This is a genomic window from Gaetbulibacter aestuarii, assembly GCF_039537665.1.
Classification (GTDB): Bacteria; Bacteroidota; Bacteroidia; order Flavobacteriales; family Flavobacteriaceae; genus Gaetbulibacter_A; species Gaetbulibacter_A aestuarii.
In genome coordinates this window covers 26,808-53,784 of the sequence record NZ_BAABAY010000007.1, presented here as the reverse complement: position 1 = coordinate 53,784, position 26,977 = coordinate 26,808, and the positions used below count along the sequence as shown (strand labels likewise).

Annotated in this window: 13 protein-coding genes; 11 read left to right on the top strand and 2 right to left on the bottom strand. The window is 36.5% G+C overall.

All coding sequences use genetic code 11. The features are described 5' to 3' along the window. The first annotated feature begins 2 nt into the window (after positions 1-2). From ABD682_RS13280 to ABD682_RS13255, 6 genes are all read left to right on the top strand, one after another. Positions 3-3,113, top strand: a complete 3,111-nt coding sequence (locus tag ABD682_RS13280; RefSeq protein WP_344742017.1) for a SusC/RagA family TonB-linked outer membrane protein — start codon at positions 3-5, stop codon at positions 3,111-3,113. A gap of 11 nt (positions 3,114-3,124) precedes the next feature. Then, the gene (locus ABD682_RS13275; RefSeq protein ID WP_344742016.1) at positions 3,125-4,768 is read left to right on the top strand and encodes a RagB/SusD family nutrient uptake outer membrane protein; all 1,644 of its coding nucleotides are present in this window, start codon (positions 3,125-3,127) and stop codon (positions 4,766-4,768) included. An 89-nt stretch (positions 4,769-4,857) separates the two neighbouring features. Beyond that, complete coding sequence (locus ABD682_RS13270; protein WP_344742015.1) at positions 4,858-6,192, top strand: sulfatase; 1,335 nt, start codon at positions 4,858-4,860, stop codon at positions 6,190-6,192. Positions 6,193-6,225: 33 nt separating this feature from the next. Then, positions 6,226-8,283 (top strand): hypothetical protein, encoded by a 2,058-nt coding sequence (locus ABD682_RS13265; protein ID WP_344742013.1) that lies wholly within the window; start codon positions 6,226-6,228, stop codon positions 8,281-8,283. 65 nt (positions 8,284-8,348) lie between these two features. Next, entirely contained in the window at positions 8,349-9,815 is a 1,467-nt protein-coding gene (locus ABD682_RS13260) for a sulfatase-like hydrolase/transferase (RefSeq protein WP_344742012.1), read from the top strand. Positions 9,816-9,854: 39 nt separating this feature from the next. Beyond that, positions 9,855-11,660 (top strand): right-handed parallel beta-helix repeat-containing protein, encoded by a 1,806-nt coding sequence (locus ABD682_RS13255; RefSeq protein WP_344742011.1) that lies wholly within the window; start codon positions 9,855-9,857, stop codon positions 11,658-11,660. Between the two features lie 37 nt (positions 11,661-11,697). On the opposite strand, the gene ABD682_RS13250 is transcribed toward ABD682_RS13255, so the two are convergent. Both ABD682_RS13250 and ABD682_RS13245 read right to left on the bottom strand, forming a co-directional pair. Continuing rightward, positions 11,698-15,666 carry a hybrid sensor histidine kinase/response regulator transcription factor gene (locus ABD682_RS13250; protein WP_344742010.1) on the bottom strand — a complete coding sequence of 1,323 codons (3,969 nt, stop codon included), beginning with the start codon at positions 15,664-15,666 and terminating at the stop codon, positions 11,698-11,700. Positions 15,667-15,792: 126 nt separating this feature from the next. After that, a complete protein-coding gene (locus ABD682_RS13245) occupies positions 15,793-17,346 on the bottom strand; it encodes a sulfatase family protein (RefSeq protein ID WP_344742009.1) in 1,554 nt (517 codons plus the stop codon). A gap of 453 nt (positions 17,347-17,799) precedes the next feature. Here ABD682_RS13245 and ABD682_RS13240 point away from each other — a divergent pair, with 453 nt between their 5' ends. The 5 genes from ABD682_RS13240 to ABD682_RS13220 are packed head-to-tail and all read left to right on the top strand — an operon-like array spanning position 17,800 to position 26,614. Further along, positions 17,800-19,083, top strand: a complete 1,284-nt coding sequence (locus ABD682_RS13240) for a T9SS type A sorting domain-containing protein (RefSeq protein WP_344742007.1) — start codon at positions 17,800-17,802, stop codon at positions 19,081-19,083. Positions 19,084-19,100: 17 nt separating this feature from the next. Then, entirely contained in the window at positions 19,101-21,785 is a 2,685-nt protein-coding gene (locus ABD682_RS13235) for a LamG-like jellyroll fold domain-containing protein (RefSeq protein WP_344742006.1), read from the top strand. Continuing rightward, on the top strand, positions 21,782-23,551 hold the full coding sequence (locus ABD682_RS13230) for a right-handed parallel beta-helix repeat-containing protein (RefSeq protein ID WP_344742005.1): 1,770 nt from the start codon (positions 21,782-21,784) through the stop codon (positions 23,549-23,551). The genes ABD682_RS13235 and ABD682_RS13230 overlap by 4 nt, the downstream gene beginning before the upstream one ends. A 34-nt stretch (positions 23,552-23,585) precedes the next feature. Then, on the top strand, positions 23,586-25,175 hold the full coding sequence (locus tag ABD682_RS13225; RefSeq protein WP_344742004.1) for a sulfatase family protein: 1,590 nt from the start codon (positions 23,586-23,588) through the stop codon (positions 25,173-25,175). Positions 25,176-25,225: 50 nt separating this feature from the next. Further along, on the top strand, positions 25,226-26,614 hold the full coding sequence (locus tag ABD682_RS13220) for a sialate O-acetylesterase (RefSeq protein ID WP_344742002.1): 1,389 nt from the start codon (positions 25,226-25,228) through the stop codon (positions 26,612-26,614). Positions 26,615-26,977: the final 363 nt, after the last annotated feature.

Here is a 26,977-nt window from a genome sequence, read left to right as displayed (position 1 = left end):
TTATGAGAATCAAACTATTATTAATGCTATTTACCCTTACTACGGTTAATTTTGCTTTGGCTCAGGTTGAAGTAAGTGGCGTGGTGAAGGATAATGAAACAGGGGAACCTCTGTTAGGGGCCACAGTATTGGTTAAAGGAACCAATAATGGAACAATTACTGGTATGGATGGGTCGTTTCAACTTTCCGTAAAAGACCAGGATGTTATGCTTGTGATTTCCTATACAGGTTATCAAACCATGGAAGTTAAAGCAGGGTCTAATCTTGAGATCAATCTAAAAGTTGACGTTGGCAAGCTAGACGAAGTCGTAATCATTGGTTACGGAACCCAGAAGCGGAGTGATTTAACGGGATCTTTATCGGGTGTTAAATCTGAAACCCTTATGGAATCGCAAAGCACTGATGTTTTTGCTGCCATGCAAGGTAGAATGGCCGGAGTTCAAATATCCTCAGATTCGGGTCAGCCGGGTGGTGGAACTAATTTAATTGTTCGAGGTCAGACTTCTATCAATGGTACCTCGTCGCCGCTTTTTGTGATAGACGGAGTGCAAATTGACGTGAATTATGATGAGGTAGCAACTACAGGCTCTTCTCAGTCCAGAATCAATCCATTAACAGGTATTAATCCTGCTGATATTGAGTCTATCGAGGTGTTAAAAGATGCTTCTGCTACTGCAATATACGGATCCAGAGGAGCCAATGGTGTCGTTATTATTACTACCAAAACAGGTTCTGACGGGCGTTTAAATGCCGATTACACCTATAATATTGGAATTTCAAATGTGATCAAGAAAATGCCCGTGTTATCTGCCCAGGATTATCTGATCTATCAAGAAGAAAGAGGGAATACGCAGTTCCTTAATCAGGATACCAATAACGACGGTGTTTTTGAGACTCCCAGAAACTTTGATGAATTACGTTCCTACGATTGGCAGGATGAAGGTTTACGAACGGCAGTTACACAGCAGCATCAAATATCTATAAGAGGGGGTAATAAACAAACCAACTATTCTGCTGGTTTGGGATACCTTAATCAAGAAGGCCTTGTGGTTAATAACGATTATGATCAATATAACTTAAGATTAAGAATCCAAAGTGATGTTAATGAAAGACTATCGCTTGCGTTTAATTCCAATGCCTCTTACTCTGTGCTAGAAGGTATCGCCAATAGTGGAGGACCCACAAGTTTTACCGGAGTTACACAACAGCTTCTGATGGGAAATCCCTGGAATATTCAAACAGAAGATGTAGATCTTACCGATGATGCTTATATAAGTCCACTTCAGTTAATTCAGGAATCTGATAAATCAACAAATATCTCCAGAATATTCGCAAACATGAATCTAGATTATAAGATATCTGATGCTTTTAAATATACCGCTGTAACGGGAGGTAATATAAGCCATTCAAAAGTAAAAGAGTTTTACAGCTCGAATACCGGTTGGGGTAGATTACAGAATGGTCGCGCCAGAGTGAAAGAAGTTAATACGTATTCCATCAACCACTCTTCGCAGCTACACTTTAACAAAACCTTTGGTTCGGCGCACAAAATTGATGCGATGGCTGCATTTGAGATTTTTCATTATAACTTCGAAGACTTCTTAAATGAAGTTATTGGTTTTGAAAATCAGACTACCGGGGTAAATAATATCAGTATAGGAACCTCAGTTAGTGAATATAGTACCCAAAGATGGAGTACGAACAGACTATCTTATTTAGGACGGGTTAATTACGCACTATTCGATAGATACTTATTAACCGCGAGTTTAAGAGCTGATGGTTCTGATAAATTTGGTGCAGGTAACAGATGGGGTTATTTTCCATCTGCAGCTCTAGGTTGGAAAGTGTCTGACGAGGAATTTATGAAAGGGATTGAACCTATTTCCAATTTGAAGCTCCGACTAAGTTATGGCGCCACAGGTAATGAGCGAATCCCACCATATACCTATTTGGCTCAATTAGATCCGGCTTTCTATGCGAGTAATAATAACCTTATTTTTGGTCTTGCGCCATCTTCACTACCCAATCCGGATTTGAAGTGGGAGGTGACAAATCAGTATAACGCCGGTATCGATCTGGGGCTTTTTAATAGTCGTTTAACATTAAGTGCCGACATTTATAAAAAGATAACAACGGATCTGCTATTAAATGCTCCGATTCCGTCCCAAAGTGGATTCAATTCCCAATGGCAAAACATTGGAAGGATTGATAACAATGGATTGGAATTACAAATTACTTCATATAATATAGACAAAGGCCCTTTTACCTGGAAAACCGATTTTAATATTTCATTTAACAGAAATGAGGTGAAAGATCTTGGAGGTGCTGAATTTATCCCGGTAACAACTGGTGGTGGTTGGCAATCTAATGTAGGTAGAGTTATTCTTGGGCAGCCTATAGGAACGATGTATGGCTATGTATTTGATGGAATTTATCAAATTGATGACTTCACCTGGGAAAATAATAGCGATCCAAGCATTCCCTTTGAAGATAGAACCTTTGTTTTGAAGGATGGACTTCCTGTTTATTCAGGAACGGCTCTTCCGGGAAGAATGAAATATGAAGATGTTAATGGTGACGGCTTTATTAACGATGAGGATCGAAAAGTTATAGGTAATAGCAACCCGGTACATTTTGGAGGTATAAATAACACCTTCAAATACAAGCGTTGGGATTTATCCGTATTTTTTCAGTGGTCTTATGGAAATGACCTCTATAACGCCTCAAAAGTGAGATTAAATGGCGTTGCACCATGGATGAACATTACTCAGGATTATTTTGAAAATCACTGGACCCCGGAAAACCCTAGTAACCAATATCCTTCCTATGGTTCTATAGATCAACAAATTGCCTCTTCTTATTATGTGGAAGACGGGTCTTATTTAAGACTTAGAACCGTTTCTTTAGGGTACAACCTCCCTAAAGATATTTCAAATAAATTAGGGTTTAATTCTCTTAGGTTTAATCTTATTGGAAATAATTTAGCAACCTGGACCAAGTATACCGGGTGGGATCCTGAGGTTAATTTTAATAATCCTTTACTTTCAGGATTTGATCGTATTGCTTATCCAAGAGCGAAGAATTTTACCTTAAGTCTTAAAGCAACATTTTAATAATATTCATTATGAAAAATTATATTAAAAACATATCAATTCTAGTGTTGTTACTGGCAGCTTTGTCCTGTAATGATACACTGGAGCCCACGCCATATTCTTTTACGGCACCGGAAAATTTTTATAAAACTGCAAACGATGCGGAAATAGCCCTGGTTGGTATTTATAATACGCTCACCGCAGGTAGTATTCAGGGAGCAGGTAATGCTTCAGCATTCAGAAGAGATCTTTTTGAGATGTTAGTGGGAGCCACAGGAGAGGGTGTTGTTCCCTCAAGATTCGCTAATCGAAGAGGCGCGAACTTCGGAACAGCGGCGTTTACAAGTCAGGATCCTGAAATAAATAATGCCTGGTTTTTTATGTACGCCGGTATTGGACGTGCAAATAGTCTTTTAGAAAATTTACCAAAAATCCCGGATGAAGATTTTGGTGGTAACCGAAAAGCACAAATTGAGGGAGAAGCGAAACTTTTAAGAGGCTTTTTCCACATGATGCTTTCTATGATGCATGGCGCCATTCCCGTTTATACCAGAACTGATGAAGATCCTACAAAAGGCAGACAATCTGTTCAGGAAGTTTATGCCCAAATTATTTCTGATTATGAGTTCGCTTATCAAAATTGTGCCGATAGAGGCCCATTGGCAACTAGTGTAAACAAATGGACGGCGGCCGGACTTTTGGTAAAGGTTCATACTTATCTGGCTAGCATGAAATCAAATGGTTTAAGTGATTTTGGTTATGCCCCAAATAGTTTTGATTGGGTTGATGCCAATGCAAGTTATACCAGCGCTGTAAATATCTCAGAAGATATTGTAAATAATAGTGGTTATATACTAACTCCAAATTATGACCGTCTGTTCAGAGCATCAACAAAAACCGCGCAATATGAAGAAGTCATGTTATCAGCAGAAGGATCATCGGATGCATCGCAACAGGTTATTACTATTGTAGTAAACAACTTTATTCCTCAAGGAAATGCAAGAACAGTTGGAGGTGGTTCCGGTTGGACACGCCCTACTGGAGAGTTGTATGACCTATACAATGGAAATGATTTCCGTTTCAGTCAAAATGTTTCAGGAAACCTGGGAGGAAACCCTAGTATCCTTGATGTTATAGAGATTGATGGAGTGAGATATTATCAGCCCAGACCACTTCCGGGAAAAGGTTCCGGATTAATGAGTGTAGGTAAGTACCGCATGGTAGATCCCGCTCAAAAATCATTTGCGCCATGGGCAACCGGACTATCTTTCCCATTGTTGCGATATGGCGATATTCTCTTACTACGAGCTGAGGCCTTGTATTTTACAGGGGACGAGCCCGGAGCACGAGATGTTTTGACGGAACTTCGTCAGCGTTCGGTGATATCCCCGGCTACCGTTGACGATTTAAACACCGCCTATTTTAATGCAGATTTTGTTAAAGAATTACAGGAGGAACGCTCAAGAGAACTTTGTTTTGAAATTTGGCGCAGAATAGATTTGGCTCGTTTTAATATTTATGATGAGACCGTAAATGCTCTAGATCCGAATAATGGATTTTATAATGGTGATGTAACCTTGTTACAACAAAACTGGAGATCAGAAAAGGTTTGGTTTCCAATACCGTTACAACAAATAGATTTGAATTCAAATCTCGTACAAAATCCTGGATACTAGAATAGTAATTATTCTTATATTGGGTGATAAGAGCTATGTTAGTGACTTATTTAGAATCTGGCATAGCTCTTTATATTAAAGGAATTAAAATGAAGTCAAAATTCGTATTTACCATTATTATTAATATTCTGGTGTTTTCAAATCTGGCAGCACAGTCAAAACCTAATTTTGTCTTAGTTTTTGTAGATGATTGGGGCTGGTCCGATCTGGGATATAGAAATGATAAATTTTTAACGCCAAACATCGATCAATTGAAAAAAGATGGAATGGAGTTCACCAGAGCCTATGTTCCTACGCCTACCTGCAGTCCGAGTAGGGCAAGTTTACTAACAGGGAAGGAAGCTATCCGGTTAGAAATGCCACGCCACATTGAACAAAAAAATAAAGATGGTACTAATGATGAGAAGTATAATTACTGGAAAACTGATCCGGCTCATATGCCTTCTATAAATTGGCTTCCTCTTGAGGAGGTTACTTATGCTGAGGTTTTGAAAGGTCAAGGTTATTATAACATGTTCATTGGTAAATGGCATTTAGGACATCAGCCATATTATCCTATTTATCAAGGTTTTGATGACATGTTCGGAACAGGTAATTGGGGGCATCCAAAAAGTTATTATCCGGACTTTTTTAAGGATGACCTGTTAGAAGATTACACAAACGAATATCTTACAGATGTCCTAACTGATAAGGCGGTTGATTTTATTGATCAATATGATCGAGAGCAACCCTTTATGATGTCACTTTGGTATTATAATGTACATTCGCCACATGTTGGCAGGAAAGACCTGGTTAATAAATTCCTAAATAAAGGGTATTCTCAGGAAGATGCTGTATATGCTGCTATGGTTGCATCCGTTGATGAATCTTTAGGAAGAATAAGAACAGAGCTAAAAAATAAGGGAATTGAAAAAAACACAGTAGTGTTACTAATATCTGATCAAGGTGGCTTTTATAGCAATGCGCCTTTATCAGGTGGTAAAATTGGCGGAAATACCTTAGGGGAAGGAGGCGCCAGAGTTCCATTTATAATTTACTATCCGGGTGTAACAACTCCGGGTTCAGAATCTGATACACCTATTCAAACGATAGATGTTTTACCAACAATTGCTGAAATAGCTTCTAAAGGTAACTATAAACCTCACGGCATCCAGGGTGTAAGTCTTATGCCTGAGATAGACGGGGAAAAACTGAAATCAAGGGATTTATTTTTTTATCGAAGTTATGAAGATCAATACGCAGCAATCATGTCTGGTGCTTGGAAGCTGATTAAATATAGAAGTGGCTCTTTCAAATTATTTAATGTCGTTACGGATATTTCCGAGAAGAACAACCTGATTGGAAAAGGTTTAGCAATTGAAAAAAAACTAAAAAGAAAGCTTGAAAAATGGGAAAAACGAGCCGTTCCTGTTTATGATCACTAATCCTTTTTTAACCTTCATCTATCTAAATTCAGAATGAGAAATATAGTATTTTTCTTTGTTTTACTATGGGTACTTCTAAATAAAGCAAATGTTTCAGCCCAGGAATCCAATACGGAAAGATCCCTTTCAGGAAAGGAAGTTTTCGAATCTGGTTATCCAAAAACGCTGTCCTTTCGAAATGATAAATGGCTTTTGAATTTAAATTTCAGCCATTGGGAAAAAGCGCATATGCATTTTAATGGCATAACAAAAAAGTATTTACAAGAGGAAGTAAATATGCCGTTAATGGCTTCAGAATGGGCAAACACCTATGCCAAAGATCACCCTGAAAAACTGATGCTTGTTCACTTGAACGGAGAAGCAAGATCGGTAAATGATGACGTTACGTTTAAAACTTATTTCCCGGGTCATTGGGTTTATGAGAAGGGAAGTATACCGGTACAGGATATTAGTAAAAACCAAAATATAATCACCTTAGAGGATGTATCTACTTTTTCACTAAAGGCTTACACTGTTCATGGTAAGGATATTGGTGTTGCATTTAGACCGCATGACATCCTTTTAGTAAAAGTAGATAAAAACGGGAAGCGACTCTGGGGCCAATCGGAATTTGCCTCAATAATAAACATTGACCAGGCAAAAAATCAAATCAAAATCAAGCGGGGACAACATGGTAGTATGGCTCGGGAGTTTAGTATGGAGAATACTTATATCGCTCCGATTGCTGGAGATATTTGGGGTGGAAACCTGATGTATTACTATAATTTATCATCCACTTGTCCAAGAGATAAAAATGGTCATTCTGCAGCTGATATTTTTGTAGGCGAAATGCAAGATTGGTTTGGAAAGGGTGGCATACTGGAAAACTTTGACGGCGTTGGTTTCGACGTTAATTATTTCGTCGTAAAACATAAAACATGGGACTGTAATAATGACGGGAAAATTGATAATGGATTCGTTGATGGAATAAATATTTGGAAGGAAGGTGATCTTAATTTTTTGCAGAAAATTCGAAACGTATTTGGACCTGAATTTATCATTACTTCTGACGGATGGAATGATAATATGCAACGGGCCGTAGGTATTTTAAATGGTATGGAAACGGAAGGTTTATGCCGTTGGAATGATGGATTCAGACAAATATCAAGGACAATAAATCAACATACCTACTGGAATTTACATAATACCACCAAATATAAATTTAGTTACATCACCGCAAAGCTTAGAAACCCGGCTGATGAAATGATCTCTGACCAATTAAGGCGCATGGGATTAGGGTTAGCTAGTTGCCTGGGAGTGGCTTATTCTCCCGCTCCAAACCTAAATATACCGGAGATACTTGGTGGTAAACTAAATCAACCGAATTGGTTGGGGCAACCAAAAGGACCCATGAAATATATACTTGGGGATCAGGAAGATTTGCTTTTGGGCGATGGCTTATCCATGAGTGCTGATCTGGTTCAAAAGTTTGATTTAAAAAATCATTCGCATCGTATAGAAGATAACCAATTAATAATAAAAGGAAATAAAGAAGATCGTCATGAAAATATGGTTATTCCCGGGCCCGATCTGAAGGTAGAGTCCGGTGATATAATCATCTTTCTAGAGGCTAAGGCAATGGAAGCTTTTATAGATCTTGAAAAAGGCAGCCTTGTACCTCGAAAGATCAATATAAAAATGGAAGGTCTTCCAGATTATCCTGAAGAGCCTATGAGGGGCCATCTCCTATACAATAATCTGTCTGGATTTATGGGAGTTGACGGTTATACACCACTCATGTTTTATTTCAGAAACGTTGGAGGAGCTGATCTAAAAATGACTTTGGAGGTAGAGGAACAAGGTGCTTTCGCGATAAGGAATTTGCAAGTATTTAATTCGCCCTGTGTGATTTCAAGAGTTTTTGAAAAAGGGGTTATTATCGTAAATCCTTCATTAGAAAACATCCATATTGATCTGAGTCAAGTGGTAAATAATAAATCTAAATTCAAAAGACTGGATACTTCTTCAAACAAAAATAAAGATTTAAATATAGATGATATTACTTCAGTGAGCATACCGGCATTAGATGCGCTGTTTTTGTTGAAGGACTAATTAATCGATTCTAAATATGAGGTTTTTTTAAAGACATGGTTTTCAAACTTAATATATCTGAAAAAATGAAAAAGCAACATGCAATCCTGTTTCTTTTGACCAATCTGTTTTGGTTCGGAACAGGTATAACCCAGAGGTTAATTGCTCAAGCGGTAAAAGAGAAACCCAATGTTATTGTTATAATTACAGACGATCAAGGTTATGCTGATGTGGGATTTCAAAACTTACCCGCGTCATCACAAGTCTTAACACCTAATTTGGATAAACTGGCGCGATCAGGAATTGTTTTCAAAAATGGATATGTCGCTTTTTCAACATGCAGTCCCTCTCGTGCCTCATTACTTACCGGAAGAAGCTCGAGCAGATTTGGGGTAGAGGATAATAACAGGTATGTAGACTCCACGGAGATTATAATTCCCAAGGCTATTTCATCTCAAGGTTATATTTCCGGAGCATTTGGAAAATGGCACATTGGTAAAGAACCAGGCACGAAACCATTAGACAGGGGGTTTGATTACTACTATGGTGACATGGCTAAAAATAAAGACTATTTTATGAAGGTTGTACAGGATCCACCTTGTTGGGTAAACGGGTTAAAATCCCCCGGCGAAAACGGCCGCTATATTACCGATGCTTACACTGATGAAGCTATAACGTTCATTGAAAAAAATAAAGAAACACCATTTTTTGCTTACATCGCCTATAATGCCCCACACTCTCCTTTTTTAACAACCCGGCAACTTGTAGAACGTGTTGTTCAAGAACGTTCGGAATGGGCTCCCATTTACGAGAAAATGAAAAAGGAGACAAAAAAATGGAAAGGTGATCAATACTATTTTGGTAAATTTTTAATTGAAGACCTTGATGAAGATATCCTAAGATTGTGCTATATCTCTATGTTGCTGGCAGCCGATGATGGTGTTGGTAAAATCATGGAGACTTTAGAAAAGAATAACTTAAGAGAAAATACACTTATTTTTTATTTAAGCGATAATGGTGCTGCCCTTGCCAGACCAAAAGATTTGGGTGGCGTAAATCTTCCGTTAAGAAGTGGAAAAGGCAGTGTTTACGACGGAGGGATCCGAGTTCCATTTGTAATGAGTTGGCCTGGTAAATTAAAGCCGGGAATCAATAATGATTTGATTGTGTCTTCCATGGATATTTTCAGTACGACCATAGCATTATCGGGTGCGCAAAATCCAGATGATCGCATTATAGATGGTGTTAATTTGATTCCTTTTTTAATAGGAAATAAGAAAGGACAGGCCCATTCATCTCTTTTTTTCAGGAGAGCCGACAGAAATTTTTGGGCCATTAGAAAAGGGCATTACAAATGGGTTTTTCATCAGAATAGAAACGTTAAGAAAAAGAATCACGAACCGGAGGGAGGCGGACTTTTCGATGTTCAAAATGACATAAGTGAATCCCAAGATTTATCACAAGGATTAAGTTCAAAAAGGGAGGAACTATCGAAACTTTACAATGAACTAACTGAGGATTTTCCTGAACCGTTACCCAAAATTGAAGATTGAAAAGACACTATAAATTTCTAAATGAAAAAACATATTAAGATGAACAAAATAACCGTAATCATAGCGATAATAGCCTTGTCAGTTAATTATAGTATGGCTAAAACATCTGATTCAATCATAGTAAAATCGGTTGAAGGAGATATGGCTCCCATAGTTCGTAAAATACTTGAAGAAGCTGATACAGAGGATATCCACCTGATTTTTGAAAAAGGCGTTTATAAGTTTCTGCCGGACTATGCCGTTGGAAAATATCTGGAAATTACAAATCACGGAAACGGTTATAAGCGCATTATTTTTAACTTCGATAAATTTCGCACAGTAACCATAGAGGGAAATGGCGCAGAGTTTATTTTTCACGGTCAGGCCATGCCATTTCTGTTTGTAGGTTGCGAAAGTATAAATGTAAGTAACCTGGTCATTGACTGGGACATTCCATTTACATTTCTTGGAGAAGTTTTGGCCATTAATAAAGAAGAAGGCTGGCGTGATATCAAACCATTTAAGGATGGATTTTCCTGGCAGTTAAAGAATGGCCAGATTGAATTTCCGAACGTTGATGGTTTTAACTATAATTATTTGGGAAGTACTTTAGCCTTCGATCCTGTTGAAAAACGACCGGTGCATGGCGCCTGGGATATCCACAGTAAACCGCGATGGGTGGAAAAATTACCTGATGGTAATTTAAGATTTCACGAACCTCTTAAACATTATCCACCCGTGGGTTCCTTGCTAAGCTCAAAAGGTGACCGGGAACATGATCGATATGCTCCTGCCTTTGATTTCAAGACCTCTTCAAATATTAATCTTGATGGTATTGTTGTGCATCATGCTCTTGGAATGGGATTTCTTTTCGAGCGTTCTGAAAATATTCAAATGAACAATTGTGGTATATTTCTACGTAAGGGCACTAATCGGGTTATTTCTACAACTGCTGATGCCACCCATTTTTGTAATTGTAAAGGATCTATTCTTCTAGAGAATTGCAGGTTTGAAAATATGCTTGACGACGGAACCAATGTTCACGGGACTTACGTTGTTATTGATAAGATAATTGATAACAAAACACTTTTAGTTAAGTTGATGCATTTTGAACAACGTGGTTTTAATTTTGCGGAACCCGGTGATGAAGTTTGGTTCATTAAGCAACCCTCTCCGGAGCGTCAAGAAACCAATGTGGTAAGTAAAGTGAAAACCATAAATGATGAATTTATTGAAATTAGTTTTGATTCTCCAATGCCACAAGATTTGAAGTCCGGTGACATTTTAGAAAACAAAACATGGAATCCTGAATTTACCATGCGCGGTTGTACGATTCGAAATCATAGAGCCAGAAATGTAGTACTAAAAACACCATTAAAAACGGTAATAGAGAACAATATATTTTCATCGATGATGGCATCAATTTTATTCCGTGGGGAAACTTTTTTCTGGTTTGAATCCGGTGCTGTAAATGATGTTTTGATTCAAAATAACACCTTCGAATACTGCACTTATAGTGGCGCAGAGCATTCAATTCTATACATAACACCGAGGTTAGGAAAAACCTTCGATGAATCCGCTTTATACGATCGTAATATCCGGTTTATTAATAATACAATTCACAACTTTGGTAACAGGATTGTAAATGCCGATAGGGTGGAGGGTTTAACTATAAAAAACAACAAAATCATTAAAAGCTTTTCTGCTAAAGAACTTTATCCTAACAGGCCTCTTATTCAATTAACTAATTGCCAAAATACTTTGATCGAAGGTAACAGTTACGAAGGTGATTGTGAGACAGCTATCAAGACGGATGAGTTCAGTAAAGCAACGCTAACTTCGAAAAGGAATAAGGGTTTCAAATAAGGAGGTCACTTTAGCGAATCAAGAATTTAAATTTTAATTAGGCGGTATTGCTGTTTTTCTTTAGGTTGGCAATGTACTCGGTAGCCGTTACGTTCATTACCTTCTTAAAGTTGTTGTTGAAGTTTCCATAATTGGTTATACCTACAGCGTTCATAGCTTCCTGAACTCTATCGCATCCATTGTCGAACATGGATACGGCATATTTAATTTTGACACTGGTAATGATACTCTTTCCTGTTTCGCCAACCAGGGTTTTTAATTTTCGATGTAAATGCATCCTGCTCAAACCAACTTCATCAGCAAGGTCACTTACTGTAAAATTAGGGTTCTGTATATTCTTTTCAATAACCTGATTAATACTGGTTATCAGTTTCTGGTCGTAAGAGGTGTAGTGAGATTTAATTTCAAGATTGATATTATGGTCCATAAGATAAGTCTTGAACTTATTTCGTGTTTCAAGAATATTATCAACTTTTTTACGCAGCAACTCGGAATCAAAAGGTTTGGTAATAAAATCCCAGGCTCCGGCTTCCAGACCTTTTTTCTGAAATTCAAACTCCGTTTTTGCCGTTAGAAATATTATTGGAATGTGTGATGTGTCTTTATTCGATTTTAACTTTTGGCACATATCTATACCATCCATAATAGGCATCATGATATCGCTTATTATAATGTCCGGAAGGTGCTCTTGTGTCATTAATAAACCTTGTTCCCCATTGTTAGCTTCCAGAATGGAATAATCATTTTGAAGGCTGATCTTTAAGTAGTTTCGTAGGTCATGATCATCTTCCACGATAAGGATGGTTTCTTCTTTCTCAAACACCTCATCATCATAAGGATGGTCTTCAATACTATCCGGGGTATTCATGTCATCAAGTTTACTATCTATGTTTTCTTCAGAATAGTAATTTCTGGAGACCGGTAAAGTAATTTTAAACCTGGTGCCACCTAACTCGCTGTCTTCAACGGTAATGGTTCCGCCATGGGCATTAATCAGACTTTGAGCCAAATGTAATCCTATGCCTGATGACGCTCTATCCTTTCCATGATAGAAACGTTCAAAAATTAGTTTCTTTTTATTGTCAGGAACACCCGGACCACTATCGCTAACGGTAATAATAGCATATTCAAAATCCGCTTTATTTTCAACCTTTAGTGAAATATCAATAACGCCGCCGGAAGGCGTGTATTTGAAAGCATTGGATAACACATTATAAAATCCCTTTTCAAGAACATTACGATCAAAATAACCTTCACATTTATCAAGATTCAATCTTAGATCTATTTGTTCATGTTGAACCTGCCATTGAAATGCCTTGGTGTAATCTCTAATAGATTGTCGAAGGTCTTTTTTTGTAACCCGAACTAAGCTCACACCTTCTGTAATTTTACCAAAATCCAATAATTGATTGACAAGAAAATTCATGCGTTGGATATTTCTGGAGACAATTTCCATGCACATATTCTTTTGTTCCTTGCTTAAGGCCTGATTCATGAGATCGTTGAATGGAGCAAGAATCAACGACAGAGGTGTTTTGAATTCATGACCAACATCAACAAAAAATCGGAGTTGCCGGTCTCTAAGTTCCTTATCCTGATTGATCTTTATTTGATCTAATTCAATTTGATGATCAAGCTTTTGCTTGTGAAACCAGAAGTAAATAAACCCAGATGCAATAAGGCCAATAATTAATACGTAAGCCACATACGCTATGGTGCTTTTCCAGGGCGAGGGAATTACCGAAATGGGGAGAACTTCGCTATTTCTGGTCCAATTTCCTTCATTATCCTCTACCTGTACCTGTAAGGTGTAATCACCGGGATCAAGATTGGAATAGGAAAGCACCGGGTTGGAAGAGGTGTAAATCCAATCGGTGTCATAGCCCTCGAGACGATAGCGGAAGTTATTCTTTGTAATTTTTGAATAGTTTGTAGCACCAAATTCAATAGATACATTATTTTGAAGGTGGTTTAGCTTTAGTAATTCTGTATCATTAATATTTTCTTTTAAAATCACGGATCCAAAAAGGTTCTCACCCGGATTTACTAATTGGTTATTTACTTTGAGATTTGAAAACAACAACTTAGGATGATAAGGATCGGGAGAGATTTTTAGAGGATTTATATAATTCACACCATTGGTTGTTCCGAGGTATAAAAGATCACCATAAAATCCGGAGGCTTCTGTCATACTACTGGAGCCTAAACCGTCATCAGAAGTAAATGTTTTTACCTTTCCCGTTTCAGGATTATAATGTATTAACCCATGGGTATTACCAAGCCATAAATTATTTTTTTTATCTTCTATAACACTCATGATCTTCTTGTCGATCACACCCTCTTCATCAATTTGTTCGAAGTATTCAGATGCTAATGATTTTTTAAAAAGACCAACATCAGTGCCAATCCACATGGTATTATCAGAAGATCTGTGGAAACACCAAACAGATGTATTTTTTACAAAATTATCTTTAATACCTTTTAGAACATCCTCTTTTTGTCGTTTAAGATGGCCATTTTTCTCTATATTTAGTACGATCAACCCTTTGGAAATAGTCCCGATTAAAAGTTGATTAGAATTAGGATCAAACATGATCCTGAATATATGGTGCTGGCTTAAATTTTTTAGTGAAGGAAAATCTTCCCAAAGCCACTTTATTTTATTGTTCTCCTTAACAAGGATCCCTTCTGGAGTACCAATGTAAATTCGGCCATAATTATCTTTTTCAATACACTTAATATTACTTGGGAAAATGGGATCTTTAATAACCTGTTCTAATGTATTATCAGGTTTAAGTATTTGAAGTCCATTATTGGAGCACACGTACAATACATCATCAATTTTTTCAATTTGATTTACGTAATTAATTTGTGGTCCCTTTATTTCCTTGAGATTATCACTTTTGAGATCATAGTTAAAAAGTCCTTCATTACTGATTCCTAAGATGAGATTCGATCCTTTTATAAACATTGATCTAACATTCGGACTATTAAGTCCTTGCAAGTTGATGGAATTAAATCCTGAATTATGAAGGTTAGTGTAACAAAGTCCTTGTCTGTTTCCTACCCAAAGATTATTAAAACTATCGTGATATAATTTCAAGACCGTATTACTCAATAACCCTCTATTGTTAGCTCTGGAGCTTTTGAATTGATCGAGATAATTAAGAGAACTATCCAGTTTTATAAGGCCATTGTTTTGAGTTCCAACCCAAATATTACCTCCCTGATCTCTAGTCATGGAAATTATAGAAATCTCAGGCATTTTGGGACGATTCAATTTAGTTACACCTCTAAGTTTATCAACGGTAAAAAGCCCCTTGCCAGTGCCCGCAAGGATTGCGTTTTCAGTATACAGCAAACTTGTAAAACTTAAGGATTCCGGATTAGGTAGTTTTGAAAACTTGTTACTTCTTAAAAGAAATATTCCATCATTCCCGGCAAATAAAATATCATCGTCAGGAAGTTGAACAGCATCCCTGAAATGGGTGTTGTGAACGCTGGAAATAAGTTCAAATTTTGGTTCATTATCATCAACAAATTTCAAGATTCCCGTAGATGTAATGGCGTATAAGGTATTATCACCGGCTTTCAGAAAATTAAAAATAATTCCAGTATCCTTTGGAGATTTTACCCTTATAAACTTATCCTTTAAAAGTGAATAATAGGAGAATAGACCGGACTCTGTGCCTACCCACAATCGTTTATTATTATCCTCGAAAAGAGCACTTATACGATTATCAGGAAGACTGGCAGGATTGGTTGTTTCTCTGCGAAAATTCACTAAGTTTCTACCGTCAAAACGATTAAGACCGTCATAGGTTCCAATCCATATAAATCCATAACTATCCTGTATTATGGAGTTCACGTCATTTTGCGATAAACCATCCTCAATCGTTAAATTTTTAAAATAGAGATCCTGGGCATATAATGGATTGAAAATAATAATGCCTGTAATTATGTAGAGGTTTATTAATAATCTCTTTAAAATAATATAACCCTTCATGAGGTTGATTTTAAATATTATTATTCCTGAAATAAAGAATCCCAATATAAACAATTCTCAAACGCTTCTCCAATTTTATTATGGCCCGGATATTTAATTTATTGCCTTTTTTTTGATTAAATAGGTTTATTGAAATACAACTTCTTTAACACCTTTCTCATAATCTTTTCCCCTTAATTTTTCGAAGATGGCTTTCATTTCAAGAACTTTATCGGGGTATTCTTCAGCAACATTTTCTTTTTGACCTGTATCTTTTGAAATGTTATAAAGTTGTTCGAAAGGAAGATTTCCAACTTCAATACCAACTTCTTCTCTGAAATTTTTGCCTTCATAAGCTGGTATGTAAATCCAGTCACCACGTCGTAAGGCTGTTTTACCGGTAGCTTCTAAAATTAAATGATCTCTACCTTTTTTAGAATCACCAAGTAGCACCTCTAATAAGGGTTTACTATCCGTGTTTTTAACTTCTTTTTTCCAAAGGCTGGCTATGGAAGCTAAAATATCCATCTGACAAATTATCGCATCAGAAACCCCCGGCTCTATTTTATTTTTCCAATAGGTTATAAATGGAACTCTAGTTCCGGCTTCGAAAATACTATATTTACCACCTCTTAAACCTCCGGCGGGATCGTGATCTCCTAACTTTTCAACGGCATCGTCATAATATCCATCATTAAGTACCGGACCATTATCACTAGAGAATATTATTAAGGTGTTTTCCAATAACCCTTCGGTCTTGAGTGTTTTAACAAATTCTCCTATACACCAATCTGCTTCTAAAATAGCATCACCTCTTGGTCCCATTCCTGATTTTCCTTTAAATCTTGGGTGAGGTGTTCTTGGAACATGAGGTTCCTGCATCGCGTAATATAAAAAGAAGGGTTTTTCTTTATGAGATTTAACATAATTCTGGGCACGAAGTAAGAAGTTGTCTGCCATATCAATGTCGCTCCATATTGCGGATTTTCCACCTTTCATAAATCCAATACGCGGGATACCATTTACGATACTATTATTGTGACCATGATGCCATGTCATTGTTAGCATTTCAGGGTTTGTTAATGCTGTAGGCTCGCCATCAAAATTCTTAAAATAATTTACTTCTAAAGGATCATTTTTATCAAGGTTAGCCACCTGTCCGTTTTCAATATACACTGTAGGGACACGATCCTGGGTTGCAGCAAGAATATAAGACTCATCAAAACCCACTTCATTGGGCCCCGGAGAAATATGTTCATTCCAATTGATCACACCAGTTCCCAAACCTAAATGCCATTTTCCTATAACAGCTGTCTCATAACCCTCTTTTTTCAAAAATTTAGGTAAGGTTATTTGCAGCGTATCAATTAAAAGAGGAGCTGTTCCCGGTAAAATTTTAGCATTTCTGTTGCGCCAGGGATAAACTCCTGTTAGCAAAGCATACCTGCTAGGGGTGCATGTCGCCGAAGAGGCATAGGCGTTTGTAAACTTTAAACCACCATCTGCCAGGGCATCGATATTTGGAGTATTTATTTCAGTGGCATCATAGGAACTTAAATCACCATAACCGAGATCATCCAGATATATAATAACAATATTTGGTTTTGTGGTATCCTTTCCAGGATTTAAGGGCTCTTCTTTTTTTGCTGAATTACACGAAATTGTTAGTAAGGCGATAAGACTAATTAGGCTTTTTTTCATGTTGATTATTGTTTTTCTATTACGAATCAGAATTCCTTTGAGAACATTTAAAATGCTGGATTTTAATCCTACAATCGCATCATCGGTTTTTAGTAACTGCGATTATTACACAGGTTAAATTGAATGTACTTTCTAAACTAAAAAATTTAGAAGTATTGTAACCATAAGAATCTTTAAAATTCAGTGAATGTTACATTTTGAAATTAGCTTGTTACAAAACGAAACATGGCGCATTTATATGAATTATATCTTTGAAAACATATCAAGAAATAAAAAGGATTGAGAAGAATTTGAAAAATGCAGTCCTATACATTCGAGATTAATTTGACAGGTCTCACCACATTATGAAAATGAAAAAACGGTAAACTTTTAGGTAAAAGGCAACATAACGTTTTTTATTTTCCATATCGGATCTAAAAAAAAATATGCGTTTAAACTAAATCTAAATAAATTATGAAAAAAAATTACTTTTCTTTTGTCCTAATGTTTTGTGCAGGTATTCTTTTTGCTCAAAATAACGATTTTACTAATACTGGAGGAGACCTTTTGTGGTCCAATACTGCAAATTGGTCTCTGGGGGCAGTCCCAAATACAACCAATACTGGTCAGGTTCGTTTACCATTAATTGTAGAGTCTGTTGTTGATTTGGATGTAACCATAAAAAAAATTCAAACCACTTTTGCTACGTCGGGTGATGTCCCCGTATCCGGCACTAGCACGTTAACACTTGATCCCGGTGCTGCAAATGGTTTTGGCATTACAAATGTATCGAATAATGATGTTAAAATATCGTTTAAAGGCCTGATTGAAATCAATAATGCTGCAGGTTTTACTTACATGGAAAATGCTAACGGAGCAGCTAATGTTATTGAATTTGCAGATGGCTCAACGCTTACATTGACAACGAACCTTAGTACTGATCAAGGTTCCAATAACAGTGGGTTTTATTTTAATGGAAGTTTAGCCGGAAATGGTAACCTGCGTTTTGGAACAAACACATCTGCCACATTTGGAAGTACTTCATCAAACTCAAGTTACACAGGACAAATTGTCTTTTTAGCAAATTCCTCGGCAATTGTAAATACTGCAGATAACAACATTTTTTATAATGGTCCGAAAGTTCAGATAAATGGAAATTCGTCCATGGATTTAAATGGTGCGAATGTTTTTGAGAGTGATATCGTAGTTGGAGGTAACAACGCGTTCACATTTAATGCAAATAAAAATCAAAGCAATATGGGTTCTATTGTTTTTCAAGGTGGTGGAACACTTGATGTTGTTATCGGTGCTGGAGTTACAGACCTGACCTTTTCCGACAATTCAGCTTCCGACTGGGGTACGGGTACTGTAAATATCACGAATTATTCAGAAGGTGTTATTCGTTTTGGAACCGATAGTAATGGATTAACCTCTGGTCAATTAGCACAAATTGTTGCAGATAATGGTGGTACTCCATTAGCTTTAGATAGTAGTGGCTATTTAGTTAATCAAAGTTCATTATCTGTTGATGATTTTGGCTCAGAACGCAGTAAGCCGATCGCTTATCCAACCTTGGCTTCAGACAAATTGTATTTTAGAACGCCTCAGAACGATGTTCAAATTATAAGTTTAAATGGAAGTGTTCTGCTAAGCAAAAAAATTAAAAATCAATCAGAGATTGCGGTAGATAATTTATCACCAGGGCTTTATCTTATTGTTTTCGATAAACTAAGCGTTCAAAAATTCGTTAAAAAATAATTTTCGATATCAATATAATGATAAGAAACGCATGTAGTGTCATCATTCTCATTATTGGAATGAATTGTTTTGGGCAATTGGGATCTGTACCTTCATTTTTCAATATTCAAAGAGAAATCCCATTGCTCGACCTGAATACAACATCTACCATTTCTGTTGCAGATTACGGAGCTGTTGTGGATGATGGGAATGATGATATTGCTGCTATAACAGCAGCGATAAATGCCGCAGTAAGTTCGGCAACAGAGTCGAATCCGGTTCGTTTACTTTTTGAAAATGGTACTTATGATCTTATGCCCGACGGCAGTTCTACTCATGCACTCTCAATAACTGATGCAAACAATATTCTGTGGGATGGGCAAAATGCGGAATTTTTAAATCATAATCCGGCCGTTGGTTTTGTTAACCTTTTACGGTGTACAAACGTTATCATTAAAGACATTTCAGTTGACTATGCCACATTACCTTTTACACAAGGAAAAATTACATTTGTAGATGAGGCAAATGGGTATTTTGAATTTACAGTTGACGATAATTTTCCTTTGCCCACCGAAACCTTTTTTTCGGACGCTCCACAACGATGGGGTATGATAAAAAATAGTAAAGGAGGGATTAAAGAAGGAACTAAAAATCTAATACCCCATAACAGGTATTTTGAATTGATTGCTCCCAGAACCTATAAATATGCCAATCAAGGGGGAACTAATTTAGATGGAGTGGAAGTTGGTGATTATTTCGTGCATATTGCAAGAAATAATGGAAAATCACTTTTTAGAACCAACGCAGGAAAAAATGTAACTTACTTGAACATCACAGGATATTCAAGTCCGGCCGGCAGTTTTAATGCCGTAAATTGCCAGGAATGGAATATTATTAATTCTCAAATTAAATTGAAAGCGGGGCGCGTACATTCTACAAATGCAGATTGTATTCATGTTAACGGAGGTACAATTGCTCCCTGGGTGGAAAATTGTTCGTTTGAAGGCTTTTCCGATGACTGTGTGAATTTAAAATACACAAAAAGAACGATTACTGAAATAAACAGCTCTACCCAAATCACAGTACTATATCAAGTCGATGTAGGAGAAAATTTAGAATTCTATAACCCTAGAGACGGTGTGTATTTGGGTAATGCCACCGTAACTGCTGTTCAAAATTTAGGAAGCAACCTTTACAAAATCACCCTTTCTGATCCGATCAATATCACCACAATCACAGATCCTGACCATCAACTGGCGGATAAGGCATACGTGGAGAGCAGATCTAATCAATCATTCATTTTTAGAAATAATATTATTAGAAATTCCCGAAGATATGGGATTCTGATACAAAGCAAATATGCGCTTATAGAAAATAATACCTTTCAAAATCTGAGTGGTTCTGGAATCAGAATCGAAAATGGAGTAGATTGGGGTGAGGGATTCAGGGCTTCAGAAATTGAAATAAGAAATAACACGTTCGATAATTGTGGTTTTGATCAAACTTATATTACTGAAGCAGAATCTGCAGCCATAGCTGTAGATTTCATGAAACTTGGTAGCCCTTGTACTGCAAGCGACACCTGGTGCGGAACGCAAACTTCAAATTGGAAAGCCCACAACAATATTCGTATTTTAGATAATACAATACTTTATAATAAAAAAGGGGTATACCTTAAAAATATAGATGGGTTAACATTCAGTAATAACTTTATTTGCCACCGTGATGAAGATATTACTTTAGCTGCCAATGAATCTCCGGTGAAGCAAACGATACTAAATTGTAGTAATGTTAATGTTGTTGATTTTCAATTAACCGTACCCGATGCTAATGCGCAATTCCTTTTAAATGAAGATCCGAGTGCTTTGGAACTCTTAAATTCGGGTAGTGATACCAATATAGGCCTGGATGTAATTACCTCAGGTGGAGATATTACTCAAGGCTTTAATGATTCAGAAATAGGATATGCCTTTAAAATTAATACGGCAAATAACGGCCGTCTTCGCCTCGTGAATACGTCTGACAGTTCACCATTTCCCGGTCCTGTTGGAGGGGCGGCAAGAACCTATGCTTTTTGGTTTAAGCCCGAAGCTTCCGTTTTTCAATCTCTTTTGTACAGTGGTGGACCTGCCAATGGTGAGGTATTTACGGTTCAAATGCAATCTAATGGTGTTCTAAGAGTCACTGATAACAATCAAAATATGGTTAAGATGGATGATATGCCTATAGATATAGGACAATGGAATCATATAGCGATTTCAGTTCCGGAAAATGAATCGATGTTCGATATTCAACTTTATAAAAACGGTGTGGCTTCATCGGAAACCTATTCCGGTTCAGATGATTTGATTAATACAACAAGCACCCGTGTTGATTTCTTTCCAACTTTTAATGGTCTTGTAAGTGATATAAGATATTTTGATTACAAGTTATGTAGCAGTGAAATTGAAAGTGTTTTTAATGATAGGCAAACAAACACCCTTTCAAATGACTTTAACCTTAAAGGAAAGCAAACTAAAATAATTGTTTATCCTACTCTGGTATCAGATAAGCTCTATTTCAGTAAGTCGGTTAATTCGATAAAAGTATTTAATCTTCTGGGTCAAAACTTTACTCAAATAAATCATTCTAATATTAAGGAAATTGATTTGTCAGGTTTACCTTCAGGAATTTATATAATTCAACTAAATAACCTACAGACAGAAAAAATTTATAAAAAATGATAAAATCCCATTTTGCTTTTATTGTCGCATTACTTTTCAGTTTTTTTACTGAAGCGCAATACCAATTTTCTTTACCTGATAATTTTAGAAAGCAACGTGACCTTCCGCTTGTGGAAATGCCAATTTCTATGAATGTTAATTTAAGAGATTTTGGTGCTCTTCCAAATGACGGAGAAAATGATGCCCCCGGTATCATGAAAGCCTTAAACTTTTGTAAAAAAATTGCCCGTACAGGTGCCACAGGTATAAAATTAGTATTTGAAAAAGGACGTTATGATTTATTTGGTGATAGCGACCCTAAAAAGACACATATCATTTACCTCGGTAACGCTAAAAATCTAACCATTGATGGTAATGGCGCTGAAATTATTATTCATGATCCTTTAAAAGGATTTTTTTCAGTATTTAAAAGTGAGAATATCATTGTAAAAAACTTCTTTATTGATTACGATCCGCTACCTTTTACTCAGGGGAAAATTACTGGAGTGAATATTAAAGACAAATATTTTGAGTTAAAAATTGACGAAGGATTTCCAAGTCTTAGCGAAAGTATGTTTCAGGAAGCATCACGAGTTTGGGGCATGCTTATGGATCCGGAAATTCCGGGAAAACTGAAAGATGGTTCACCTAACCTCTTTGCAACAAAGGAATTTGAACAACTGGCACCGGGACATTTTAAGGTGAAATTAAAATCGATCAATCTTCTAAAAACCATGGAAATTGGCGATTTATATGTTCATTTGGCAAGAACAAATGGCTGCAGCATTTTTAAATCTGGTGAAAGTAAAAATATTACCTATTTAGAAAACACAAATTATTCTAGCGCGGCTGGAAGTTATAATGCTTTCAACATGGAAGAATGGAATATTATCGGAGGTCAGGTATTATTAAAACCCGGTAGGATCCATAGTGCTAATGCAGATTGCATTCATGTTAACGGAGGAAAATTTGGGCCCTGGATTCAAAATTGTCTTTTTGAAGGTTATAGTGATGATGCGATTAATATGAAGGCAAATAAACGCAATATCTTGAAGCAATTATCTCCAACGGAATTAGTTGTAAAATTTAATGTTAGTAAGGGAGATATATTAAGAATATACAATCCAAGGGAAGGAAAACTCATTGGAAATTATGAAATTGTATCCTCAAAACCTTTAGGAAAGGGGATGATGCAAGTCACCCTTCCTGAACCTATAAATGAAACTTTAGATGTTGGCGATACTAAAACCAATGATGTTGCTTACCTTGATACGGAATCCAACGAATCTTTTGTGATTAGAAACAACACATTCAGGAATGCACGTCGATATGGAATTTTATTGCAAAATTCATTTGGTGTCATAGAACGTAATATCTTTGAAAACCTAAGTCAATCTGCGATTACTCTTGTTAATGGTGTAGATTGGGGAGAAGGCTTTATAGCTCACAATATTACTATTAATCAAAATATTTTCAAGAACTGCGGGTACGATGCTACTTATTTAAGCGATTATAACGCGGCAGCCATAAAAATGCGCGTTACAAAACTTAAAAATTTGGATGCCAAAGGAAAATGGAATGGTGTAGCGACGGCTCCTTGGAAGGGATTGGAAAATATTGTAATTTCTAACAACACATTTTTGTACAACAAAAGAGCTTTATCCATTGAATGCTCAGCCAATACAGTTGTTAAAGGAAATAAATTTATAAGAAATCAAAAGGACCTTTCTGGTGAAAATGAAATTCTTTTGGAAAGCAACAATACAAATCTGGTTTTTGAAAACTAAGTGACCAAATAGAAATTCAATAATTTTTTATTTTATGAAAAAATCAAAAATTTATTTCACCGTTCTTTGTTTAGCCTTGGGAAGTGGTATTCTGTTTGCTTGTCAGTCTAAAGAATCAGAACCAACAAAAAAGCCAAATATTCTCTTTTGCCTTGCTGATGATGCAACCTGGAAGCACATGAGTGCCTACGGGACAGATTGGATTGAAACCCCGGCTTTTGATTATATTGCAGCTCATGGCTTGCTATTTAATAATGCATATACGCCGAATGCGAAATGCGGCCCTTCCAGATCTATAATTTTAACCGGTAGAAATACCTGGCAGTTAGAAGAAGCTGCCAATCATTTGGCCTATTTTCCAACGAAATTTAAAACTTATCCGGAAGCACTTTATGAAAAGGGCTATCATGTGGGTTATACCGGAAAAGGCTGGGCTCCGGGTACCTCTTTAAATAAAGATGGAAGTAAAAGAGAACTCCTGGTAAAAGCCTTTAATAAAATAAAAACGGAGCCCCCAACCACGGGTATTTCAAATGTTGATTACGTTGAAAACTTCAAAAGTTTTTTGGATGAAAAAAAAACAGATGAACCCTTCTGTTTTTGGTATGGCGGTCATGAACCTCACCGAAAGTATGAGTATGGAACAGGCGTTAAATTAGGTAATAAAAAATTATCACAGCTGGATTCTGTTTTCCCTTACTGGCCGCAATCTGAGGTTGTGAAAAACGATGTTTTAGATTATGCTTTTGAATTAGAATACTTTGATAAACAATTAGGTGAAATGCTCAACATATTACGAGAGCGTGGAGAATTAGATAATACAATTATTGTAGTTACCTCAGATAATGGTATGCCTTTCCCACGCGTAAAAGGACTGAGTTATGAGCATTCAAACCATTTACCCTTGGCTATTATGTGGAAAAATGGCATTAAAAATCCGGGTAGAAAAATTGAAGATTATGTAAGTTTTGTCGATTTTGCAGCTACATTTATTGATTTGGCGGGATACGATGCTAAAACACTGGGGATGCATCCAATACAAGGAAATAGTTTAAAACCATTTTTTGATTCCGATAAAGAAGATGTTATTAAAGCTGAAAAAGACTATGTATTATTAGGGCAGGAAAGACATGATGTTGGCAGACCCAACGATGTAGGTTATCCGGTTAGAGGGATTGTAAAAGATGGCTTTCTATATGTAATTAATTATAAAAATGACCGGTGGCCGGCAGGCAATCCTGAAACAGGTTATACCAATACTGATGGAAGCCCAACAAAAACAGAAATATTAAATCTTAATAGAAGTGGTGAAAACCACCGGTATTGGGAATGGAATTTTGGTAAGCATCCACCGGAAGAACTATATCAAATAAGTAAGGATGAAAATTGCTTAAATAATCTGGCAGAAAATAAAGAATATCAATCGTTAAAAGCCGATTTAAAAAATCTTTTAATTTCAGAATTAAAAAGTCAAAAAGATCCGAGGCAATTCGGTAATGGAGATGTTTTCGATAATTATCCTCCTGATAGAAATGCTCATTTCTACGAAAGATACATGAATGGTGAAGATGTTAAAGCAGGTTGGATCAATGCATCTGATTTTGAAAAAAGAAAAGAGCATTAAAAAAGGTAATTAAAAAGTTTGATCGAGCTTCACTGAATAATGAAATTACCATGAAAATTTTTACATTTCTCTTATTTTTACCATGTCTGGTGTTCTCTCAAATTGAAATGCCGTCAATTTTTGATGATAATATGGTCTTGCAACGTCATGATCATGTCTCTGTTTGGGGAACAGATAGACCAAATACTTTAATCAAGGTGTCCGGAAGTTGGGATGAAGAAGCCACGGTTAGATCCGGTAATTCGGGTGAGTGGAAGGTGAAAATTAAAACTCCCGAAGCAGGCGGTCCTTACACTTTGACTGTAGAAGGAAGCACTAAAAAAATTTTTAAGGATGTATTAATTGGAGAGGTTTGGCTTTGCTCAGGACAATCTAATATGGAAATGCCTTTAAAAGGATATAAAAATCAACCCATTATTGGCAGTAACGAAGCTATTTTAAACGCTACAAATAACCAGATTCGCTTGTTTAATGTAAAGCGTCGTGCAAGTCTAGAACCATTAAACAACGTAGCCGGTTCATGGGAAAAGAGTAATCCATTAACCGCTAAAGAATTTAGCGCTGTGGCCTATTTTTTTGGAAATAAGATTAATGAATTACTAAATGTGCCTATTGGATTAATAAATACGTCATGGGGTAGCTCTAACATTGAAAGTTGGATGGATAAAGAGACCTTGTCTGAATATAAAATAATTGAAGATTTAAAAGAAGTACCAGAAGATAAACCTCAAAAATCACCCTATTTATTATACAACGGTATGTTACACCCGCTTCAGAATTTTACATTGAAGGGGTTTATTTGGTATCAGGGGGAGGCCAACAGATTTAATGCAGAGGAATATTCCAAATTATTTCCTGCTATGATCCAACAATGGCGATCCCAATGGAATCAGGGCGATTTACCTTTTTATTTTGTTCAAATTGCTCCATTTGGCTACAAAGGCATGAATGCTGGCTACCTGAGAGAAGCACAATTAAAAACGATGTTAACTGTAAATAATACGGGTATGGCAGTGTCGCTCGATGCAGGAGACTGTAATAGAATCCACCCGGCTCAAAAACGTAAAGTTGGTGAACGATTAGCGTATTGGGCCTTGTCTAAGAACTATGGGTTTGATGGTATCACTTTCTTAGGTCCGGTTTATGAAAAGATGGATATTACAAATGATGGAAAAATCAAGTTGTATTTCAAGTTTTCTGAAAATGGTTTTCTTCCAATCAATGAAACTCAAACGGGATTTCAAATAGCGGGTCCAAATAAGATTTTTTACCCCGCAAAAGCCGTTATTAATAGAGATGGTACAATTTCTGTTTTTTCCGAAGAAGTGCCGAATCCAGTAGCCGTGAGGTATGCTTTTGAAAGTTGCCCGGAGGCTACCTTATTCAATACAGCCGGCCTACCGGCATCGTCCTTTAGAACAGATGATTGGGATGACTAAACTTACAAGCTAGAGTTCACTTTTTGATCTCATCAGTTCCTTAATTAATCTTTTAAGATCAATTATGAATTCCAAACTTTATAAAACAAAAAACCGCTAGAGTAAACTCAGCGGTTTTTTTATTTCAAGCCTTGCGCTTGATTGCGGAGGAAGAGGCCCCGCTGAACCTTTAATTTTATCAGTGATAGCAAGGTTTTCCTATTTTTTAAATAGCCAAAAGGTAACTCATAGGGTAACCGCTTTTGTAAGTCAATACATACTTATTAATGAACGTAATACTATTGTAAAGATAATTATTTTTTAAAATAATTAGTGTGATTAATGGGGCATCTTTAAATTTTACATTCAAATTTAATTTTCATG

Coding starts and splice junctions, on each gene's coding strand:
- ABD682_RS13280 (WP_344742017.1), top strand. CDS start 3: ATGAGAATCAAACTATTATTAATGCTATTTACCCTTACTACGGTTAAT.
- ABD682_RS13275 (WP_344742016.1), top strand. CDS start 3,125: ATGAAAAATTATATTAAAAACATATCAATTCTAGTGTTGTTACTGGCA.
- ABD682_RS13270 (WP_344742015.1), top strand. CDS start 4,858: ATGAAGTCAAAATTCGTATTTACCATTATTATTAATATTCTGGTGTTT.
- ABD682_RS13265 (WP_344742013.1), top strand. CDS start 6,226: ATGAGAAATATAGTATTTTTCTTTGTTTTACTATGGGTACTTCTAAAT.
- ABD682_RS13260 (WP_344742012.1), top strand. CDS start 8,349: ATGAAAAAGCAACATGCAATCCTGTTTCTTTTGACCAATCTGTTTTGG.
- ABD682_RS13255 (WP_344742011.1), top strand. CDS start 9,855: ATGAACAAAATAACCGTAATCATAGCGATAATAGCCTTGTCAGTTAAT.
- ABD682_RS13250 (WP_344742010.1), bottom strand. CDS start 15,666: ATGAAGGGTTATATTATTTTAAAGAGATTATTAATAAACCTCTACATA.
- ABD682_RS13245 (WP_344742009.1), bottom strand. CDS start 17,346: ATGAAAAAAAGCCTAATTAGTCTTATCGCCTTACTAACAATTTCGTGT.
- ABD682_RS13240 (WP_344742007.1), top strand. CDS start 17,800: ATGAAAAAAAATTACTTTTCTTTTGTCCTAATGTTTTGTGCAGGTATT.
- ABD682_RS13235 (WP_344742006.1), top strand. CDS start 19,101: ATGATAAGAAACGCATGTAGTGTCATCATTCTCATTATTGGAATGAAT.
- ABD682_RS13230 (WP_344742005.1), top strand. CDS start 21,782: ATGATAAAATCCCATTTTGCTTTTATTGTCGCATTACTTTTCAGTTTT.
- ABD682_RS13225 (WP_344742004.1), top strand. CDS start 23,586: ATGAAAAAATCAAAAATTTATTTCACCGTTCTTTGTTTAGCCTTGGGA.
- ABD682_RS13220 (WP_344742002.1), top strand. CDS start 25,226: ATGAAAATTTTTACATTTCTCTTATTTTTACCATGTCTGGTGTTCTCT.